General features: G+C 69.9%; 9 protein-coding genes. 2 read left to right on the forward strand and 7 right to left on the reverse strand.

Features of this window, described 5'->3' with window-relative positions; translation table 11 throughout:
- From CcI49_RS03335 to CcI49_RS03350, 4 genes are read right to left on the reverse strand one after another with little or no spacing between them, the layout of a single operon-like run.
- On the reverse strand, window positions 1–441 hold the full coding sequence (locus CcI49_RS03335) for a hypothetical protein (protein WP_054565984.1): 441 nt from the start codon (window positions 439–441) through the stop codon (window positions 1–3).
- Between the two features lie 10 nt (window positions 442–451).
- The gene (locus CcI49_RS03340; protein WP_076824152.1) at window positions 452–1,102 is read right to left on the reverse strand and encodes a hypothetical protein; all 651 of its coding nucleotides are present in this window, start codon (window positions 1,100–1,102) and stop codon (window positions 452–454) included.
- On the reverse strand, window positions 1,099–1,443 hold the full coding sequence (locus CcI49_RS03345; protein ID WP_054565986.1) for a hypothetical protein: 345 nt from the start codon (window positions 1,441–1,443) through the stop codon (window positions 1,099–1,101). The genes CcI49_RS03340 and CcI49_RS03345 overlap by 4 nt, the downstream gene beginning before the upstream one ends.
- Window positions 1,443–2,399, reverse strand: coding sequence for a phage major capsid protein (locus CcI49_RS03350; protein ID WP_241839866.1), 957 nt, complete (start codon window positions 2,397–2,399; stop codon window positions 1,443–1,445). Before CcI49_RS03350 ends, CcI49_RS03345 begins: the two co-directional genes overlap by 1 nt.
- Window positions 2,400–2,613: 214 nt before the next feature.
- Between CcI49_RS03350 and CcI49_RS41400 the strand changes: the two genes are divergently transcribed.
- Both CcI49_RS41400 and CcI49_RS03355 read left to right on the forward strand, forming a co-directional pair.
- Entirely contained in the window at window positions 2,614–3,753 is a 1,140-nt protein-coding gene (locus CcI49_RS41400) for an effector-associated domain EAD1-containing protein (protein WP_131830996.1), read from the forward strand.
- Window positions 3,750–4,238, forward strand: coding sequence for a hypothetical protein (locus tag CcI49_RS03355; RefSeq protein WP_054565987.1), 489 nt, complete (start codon window positions 3,750–3,752; stop codon window positions 4,236–4,238). The genes CcI49_RS41400 and CcI49_RS03355 overlap by 4 nt, the downstream gene beginning before the upstream one ends.
- An 18-nt stretch (window positions 4,239–4,256) precedes the next feature.
- Here CcI49_RS03355 and CcI49_RS03360 read toward each other — a convergent pair whose 3' ends face one another.
- The 3 genes from CcI49_RS03360 to CcI49_RS03370 form a co-directional block, all read right to left on the reverse strand.
- The gene (locus CcI49_RS03360; RefSeq protein ID WP_076824156.1) at window positions 4,257–4,964 is read right to left on the reverse strand and encodes a hypothetical protein; all 708 of its coding nucleotides are present in this window, start codon (window positions 4,962–4,964) and stop codon (window positions 4,257–4,259) included.
- A 42-nt stretch (window positions 4,965–5,006) separates the two neighbouring features.
- Window positions 5,007–6,011: a hypothetical protein gene (locus CcI49_RS03365; RefSeq protein ID WP_054565989.1), complete on the reverse strand. Its 1,005-nt coding sequence runs from the start codon at window positions 6,009–6,011 to the stop codon at window positions 5,007–5,009.
- The coding region (locus CcI49_RS03370; protein WP_158230703.1) for a phage portal protein at window positions 6,004–7,388 on the reverse strand (1,385 nt) is incomplete at its 5' end. The genes CcI49_RS03365 and CcI49_RS03370, both read right to left, overlap by 8 nt.

Raw genomic sequence — 7,388 nt, forward strand, 5'->3', positions numbered from 1 at the left:
TCAGGTCCACTCGGCGACTCGCGCCGCCCCGTCGGCCGCGGACCAGATCCCCGAGACGATCCCGGTGTACCGGGCGGGCAGCTCGTAGTAGTCCCCGGGGCCGAGCGCGACCGTGTAGGACGTGGCCGTCACGGTGCCGGCGCCCACCCGCAGGTAGAGCGTGGCGGTGGACTCGTTGGTGATCGCGGCCCCGATGCGGGCGGTGTTGGCCGCCAGGACGGTGACCGCACTGGCGGAGGCGGCGACGTTGGTGTGCGTGCCGGTGCTGGCGGCCCGCTCGCGCACCGCGAGGTTGCCCGCGGCGTCCACCCCGGCTACGCGCCCCGGGGTGATCCCGTCTCCGAGGGTGACGGTCTGCTGGAGCTCGCCGCCGACATCCTGGGCGTCGAGGGTCTTGGTGGTGTCGGCGGCGTCCTTCGCGCTGATGTTGGAGTCGGCCATGCCGCCCCCGCTACGTGAAGCTGAGAGTCGCGGTGGCGGTCCAGGTCTGCCCGGCGGCCTTGGTGCCCTGGGCGATCGACGTGGCGTGGTTGAGCAGCGGCGCGGTCACCGTCGCGCCGGACGCGGTGCCGGCATCCAGGCCCATCTCGTTCCACGCGAAGTTGCCGTCGGAGCCGCCGAACACGGCCACGTAGGTCAACGTCTTGGGCACGGTGCCGCCCACCGTCGGTCCGCCTGTGCTTGCGGTGACGAGCTGGAACCAGCGGTTGGCCGCGCCCGAGGCCGCCGCGAGGTCGGTGTCCGCGGCCACCGCCGGCACCGAGCCCCCGCCCGCCGTCACGGTGCCGTTGCCCACCCCGATGCGCGTGTGAGTGTTGTCGTAGGCCTGCCCGCCCAGGCCGCCAGCCAGGTTGAGCAGCCTGGTCCACCCGGCGGTGCACAACACGTTGCCCAGGTGCTCGGTCACCGCGTACGGCGCCACCCGCAGGCGCGCGAAGTCCCGGTCCGTCGGCGCCCGGTCCAGCCGGAGCGTCGCCCACCGGGTGGCGTCCGCGCCCCAGCGCTCGACCCGCCACAGCGTGGTGGCCCGCCCATCACCGGGGAGGGGGATGCCGGCACCGGCCRCCAGCGCGCCGCCGGCGTGACCGTGATCGAGGGTCACGACTGCTCCACTTCGGCCTGGGCGGCCTCGCGCGGGTCCGCGAGCTCCACCGGCACCGCGTAGGTGAGCACGGTGTGCCGGCCGTCCCGGTGCGGTTCCTCGCTGACCAGGCGGGCCTCCCCGGCCGGGCGCAGCCCGGCGAAAACGGCCTCATGCGTGGTGCCGGCCTGGTTGGGGCCGTGGTCGAAGCCCTCGCCGTAGGAGCGGGCGTCCACCACGAACTGCCGGCGGAACTCCCGAGCCTGCCCGGCCCGTTCGGGCTCGTCCCGTCCCCGGCGGGCGATCACCTGCTCGGCGCTCTCGCCGCGAGGGGTCTCGGCGCTGGCCTGCCGGGTGGCCATCAGCGGGTGTCTTCCATGATTGCGAAAGCGCCCGGGTGGCCGATCGTGAACCCGCGCCGTGAGCGCATCTTCAGGATCGACTCGTCGGACAGGAAGCCGATGCCGGTGTCGCCGGACACCATCCGGGACTCCGGCCCCGAGCGCATGCCCAGCTTGAGCATGGTCCGGTTGCCCACGATCATCAGCGGGTTGCCGCCAGGCCGGGCGGTGTTGATCGCCGAGGTCCGCGCGCCCATGCTCCAACGCACCGGCAGCTCGAACAGCGTGTCCGGGGTGCCCTCGCGGCCACTGATGAAGATCGGACGGCCGGAGTCGTCCTTGATGCCGCGGAAGTTCTTCCGAAAGGTCGGGTGCGCGAACACGAGGACCTCGTCCTCGGCCCAGTAGTCCGAGTTCTCCACCAGGTTGACCGTTTCGGACAGCGCGTCGTACGAGGGACCGCCGCTCCCGGTCGCGGTGTAGTTGCTGTTGGCCACGTAGCCGACGTCCGGGTCATCGGTGCGGATCGCCCGGTAGACGCTGGTGAACAGGACCGTGGTCCCGTTCTCCGCGCCGGTGCAGCCCAGGGTGGAGTTATCCAGGTACTTGGCGTACGAGGTCGCCCAGTCCCGCTGCTTGACCTGGATGATCGCCACGGGGGAGTCCGCGAGGTCCTCATCCGCGATGCGGATGGCCTTGCCCATCTTGCGGGCGGTCAGCAGCACCTCGTCGTTGAGCGAGACGTCCTCGCCGTAGGTCTGCCCCTTGCCGACGCCCTCGACCTCCACGCCGCCGGAGCGGGGGATGGTGCGGGTGTCGGTGCCCATCGGGACGCGCAGCGCCACGTCCTCGACCACGGACATCTGGCGGATGCGCTGGATGACATCGGAGTCCTGCTCCTCCGGAATCCAGTCGTCGAAGATCGTGCGAGCCACGGCGGGCGCCTTTCGGTGCGGATGGGTGAGTGATTCGCCCATCCGGGCGTCCTGCCGTGCGCTCCACCTGGAGCCGTGGTGCCGGTGCCTCCGCTCGCCGCGCTCATCCGGGCGCCAGCGAGACGTRCCGTCGATCCGTCACGGATCTGGCGGTGATGCTAACTCTCTGTTGCGGCCCTGTCGAGGTAGTGGAAGGTGTGCGGGGCGGGTGTGACCCAATGGTGACGACGTGCACCAAGTGTGGCAATCTGGGTGCATGGCGGATGTCGATCGGGGGACTCGGTTCCAGGGCGCGAACCGGTTCACCGGCGAGGAGGTGGCCGAGCTTGCCACCGCCTACCCGAATCTCGCTGACACTCGTCGCTTGCTCGATAGGGCTGGATTTCATTTCCCCGATCTCCCGCAAGTTTGGCAGATTTGGTTTGAAGTGATTGCCGGTGTCGAAGATGGCACATTGAGAGACGGGAGGGAAAAGATTCTTGGAGTGGCACATCAAGAATTTCCCGAAAATCCCGTCTTTCGGCGCGGAACCCTTTTGAGTAAACTTGGTACTCAAGGCGTAAACCTGGTTGATTCAAATGTTTTCATGGAGGTGGCGACCTCTCCTTTCGCGGAGCTGGCGAATCTTTGGAGTGCCTCCCATTTTGCGTGGCAAAATAGACCGCAGGAAACGGAAGCCCTGCTCCATCGGAGGCGTATCGAGGCGTTCGTGCTCAGGAATCCGGGTCTTGGCTCTGGGCCGGTTTCGGTCGTTATTTGGGGCGGAGATACGGGTGCACGGGAGAGTCCGCCGAGCGATCCGCCGCCCCCGCGAGGAAACGTGGGGGGGCGGCGCGCTAGGCGCGCTTCGTTTGAATTTGAAAGTGATTACCGCCATCGGCTACCGCTGGAATTGCAACTCCTGCGGGCTCAGGTCGCAAGGGAACGTGCGCTTCTCGGTAAGCTTTCTGAGGAACGCCAGAGGCTCGCAGCGCAGCTGGCCGGAGAGGGTGAGCTGCTCGCTGAGATATCCAGAGAGCGGCAGCGCATCCAGCTCCTATCTGCCGACGAGGCGGGGCGGTATTCACCTACCTCGAGTGTCGACGAAATTGGGTCGACTGATAATCCGTCGAATGCGGACGGTCAACGGGATTCGCTCGGGCCCGCATCGCCGCAAGGAGGCTTTTTCAAAAAGATCCTCGGTTCGGCGCTCCGTGCTTTGCGTTTCTCTCTCCCAGTCAGGCCACARCCTCCTACGCTGCCGCGCGAGCCTGATCAAGGCGAGGTTTCGGCTAACCTCCATGCAATTCTAACTAAGATCGAAAACGAACTTGACGGTCAGTTCCAACGCTTCGGTGAGCTCGTGGCCGAGGAGTCTTCCTACACTACTACGAGTCATGAGGATCCAAGACGGTGACCGCCTCCCATGAGACATCGACCGCCACCGTCCCGGGTCTGGATTCGCTCGATGTCGGAAGACTCTATGACGCCAGCCTTATTGAGAGGCTCAGTCGCAAGGACCCTGAGGTTCGCGCGTTCGTCATGGAGCGCATGAAGGCCGAGCACGACAGCCTCATCGAACAGCGCCGCGAGCGGACCCGCCGGGCAGGCAGTGAGGCGAGTCACCGGTACCGGCAAGCCTGGGCGGAGATAGGTGTTCGTGTAGCCGGGATCGGCTTAGGCTTCGCTGCCGTCATAAATCTCTCGGCGCTCGCCAAGCACTACAGCGACATCGGCCAAGCCGGCTACGGCGTCCTCATCGTCACGAGCGGCGCCGTGGCGATCGCCGGCATCTTCGTCCTCGGCAAGTTCGTCGGCCGCATGCCGCGAGTTCCGATCAACACACAGAGTCCGCCGCCGGTCGACCCCAGCGCCAACGGAGGCGGCCCGGCCGCACCCTGAGCGACCGGGCCGCCGCCCTCAGCCCAGCAGCGCGGCCAGTCGCTCGGCCGAGGTCTTGGCCTTGGCCGGCTCGGGCTTGCGGTCTGCGGCGTCGGCCTTCGGTCGCTTCGCCGGCTCCGGCTTGGGCCTGGGGAAGAACTCCGGGTAGTCGGCCTTGATCGCCTCCACCTGGTCAGCCAGGCCGGTCACCTCCCCGTCCACGTCCACCTCGATGCTGTCCTGGTCCAGCAGGCGGTACAGCCGCGCGAACTTGCCCTCCGACGGCTTGCCGTTCTCGTCGATCAGCGCGGCATTCGCGTCGTGGAACGCGGCCTTGGCCGCGGAGCGGACGATGATCGGCTTGTAGCGCCCCTCGGTCTCCTTCGCGGCCTCCTCCTGGGCCTCCCTCAGGGCCTTGTCGTGGTCACTCTCGCCCTTGCGCTTGTCCGCGGCCACCTGCTCCTTGAGCTTGCGCAGATCGGTGCGGTAGCGGCGTGCCTCCTCCCGAGTGCGGGCCAGGGAGTCCCGCAGGGTGCGCAGTTCGGACGCGCTCGGCCGGTCCTCGTCGCCGTTGTCGTCCGCGTCCTTGCTGGCGTTCTCGTCGGCGTCCGCGTCGCGGTCGTCGTCCCCGCCGCCGGACTTCGGGTCGGTCCTGCTCTCCTCCTTGCTGCCGACCTTGCCCTCCTCAGCGCCGGCGTCGTCGGTGTCGTCGTCCTCCGGCTCGGGCCGGGCGTCCTCGTCTGCCATCGCGTGCTCCTCTCATGTCGGTCGCGCCCAACGGGCGGGTGGTCAGCGGGTTGCTACGGGGACCTGCCGGCCCGGGAAGTGGCCCTCGCGTACGGCGCGGGCAGCCACCTGACGCACCGAGGCCGGGGCGCCGGCGGGGGAGATCGTGGCCAGCAGCCTGTCGGCCGCGCGCACCCGTGCGGCGCCTGACTCGCTCGGCAGGGACCAGCCGCGCAACACCGAGCGCACCGCCTCCCGGCGTAGTGCCGCCGCCCAGTCCGCGTCCCGGTCCGGCGCGTACGGGATGGTGTGGCACCGGCACCGGGGATGGCGAGGTGCTCCCTTGAGGGCGCCCGCCACCTTCGGTGCGGTGTCGCCGTAGGTGGCGGTCTTGCTCCAGGTGCCGTCCGCGTCGCACACCACTCCGGCCAGGCGCGTGCAGGCCAGGCAGGCGTCCCGCTCGGCCACCCACACCCGGCGCATCCCGGCGGCCTGGCTGACCTCGGCCACGGCATCGTCCACCGCGGAGACCACCACCACGGCGGTGTGCGTCTCCAGCCGGGTGACCGCGCGGCGGGCCTGCCCGAGTGCCATTTCCAGCGCGGAGTACCCGGAGGCCCGCACCAGCTCGGGCCGCAGCAGGGCCAGCGCGGCCACCTGCTGCTCGCCCACCATCGCGGCCACGGGAGCCAGCGCGGCCCGCGCGCCGGGGGTAGCACCCCCAGGCGCCGGCACGGGGGGATCAGCGCCTGGAGGTAGCTGCTCACGAGCCTGCCGCACCCCGAGCGCGCGAGCACGCACCAACGCGGCCGACAGTGCCCGTGTCGCGATATCGGCGGCACCGGCGAACGCTCCGGCCAGCGCGGTACGCAGCGAGGACAGCAGCCCGACCACCCCGGGGCCGGCCGGGGCCTCCAGCGCGCCGAACGCGCGCAGCCACCCGCGGGCCGCCACCGTGGCCCACCCAGCCAATCCCGCGGCCAGCTCACCGGCGACGGCCTCGGTGGTGGCGTCCACCAGCTTGCCCATCTCATGCGCCGCGGCGTCCAGCGCCTCCTGGTCAGGCACTGGCGTCCTCGTCCGGGGCGTCGATCAGGGCGCTTACCGCGCGCTCCACCTGCTCCGCGCTGATCACGTTGAGGGCCACCCCGGCCCCGAGGGACTGCACGGCCTGCCCGAGCTTGACCAGCAGGTCGACCTTCGGCTTGATCTCGTCGCCGCGGTGGTAGCCCCAGGCCTCCACCTGCTCCGCGGAGTAGCCGGACTCCAGCAGGGCCTGCCGGGTGGGAACCCCGGCGTCGATCTTGGCCTGGATTGCGTTCCAGCCCTCCAGGTCGTCAATGCTGCGCACCGGCGCCCACGCCGGCCGGATCTCCACCTCCTCGCCCAGGCCCGCCGCGCGGGCCGCGCAGCGCCAGGCCGCCTCGTGCGCGTCGCCGAAGGTGGCGAGGCGCTCCTCCACCTTCTTGTCCAGTGGGGCCTCGGCCGCGCGCAGGCTCTCCCCACTGGGCGCGTCGCCGCTGATCTCGAAGAAATGCGCCGGCGTGGCCGTGGTCGCCCCCATCCACTGCACCATCGCCGTGGCCGGGTCCAGGAAGGCTGCGACGTTCGCCGCCTGGAACTCGCCCACCTTGTCCACGTTGCGCAGCCACCACAGCTCCCCGGGCCCGGCACGCAGGGTGGAACGCTCTGCCGTCGGGGCGAGCGCCTCGTCCTCCTCGTCGAAGCCACCCGGGTCATCCGCGCCGCCGCCGGCCACCGCGTACCGCTGCGGGAAGCCCTGGAAGTCGATCGAAGACATCAGGGTCGCCACCAGCTTGGTGATCGCGTTCTGTGGACCAAAGGCGTTGGCGTGCTCCGGCACCCCGTACGGCCGGGCGGTGCGCAGGTGGAACACCGGCACCTCGCCGAGCTCGTGCCCCACCTCATGCTCGTCCTCGTCCCCGAAGGGCTCCCAGTCCGTGTCCACCTCGCCGCRCTGCTTCGGCTGCTCCACCAGTACCCACCGCTCCACTCGGTCCGTGTAGTAGAGCGTGGAGCGCAGCCGGCCCGAGGCGGGCAGCCACAGCTTCGCGGCGTAGCGGACCTTGCGCGGGTCCTCCTCGTCATAGAACGCCCGGGTGGTCAGCGGGGAGTTGTGGAACACGTCCACGTCCCCGTCCTTCTCCCCGGGCCACACCAGCAGGTAGGCGTCGCCGTACACCTCTGCGTCCCGGTGCGCGTCGGCCACCTCCGCCCGCATCCGGTTGCGACGCCACTGCGCGGCCAGCCAGTCGGCCGCCGCCTTGTCCGGGGAGGTCAGGCCCAGCAGGCGAAGCCGCTCCAGTACGGCGTCCACCGGACGGCAGGCAAGGTTGATCTTGTAGTGGGCGCCGGTGGCCTGGAGCTTTTTGCGAATGGCCGGCGAGGCGAACACCTCGTCCACCTGACCCCGGTAATAGGCCA

Source organism: Frankia sp. CcI49 (assembly GCF_001983215.1).
GTDB lineage: Bacteria > Actinomycetota > Actinomycetes > Frankiales > Frankiaceae > Parafrankia > Parafrankia irregularis.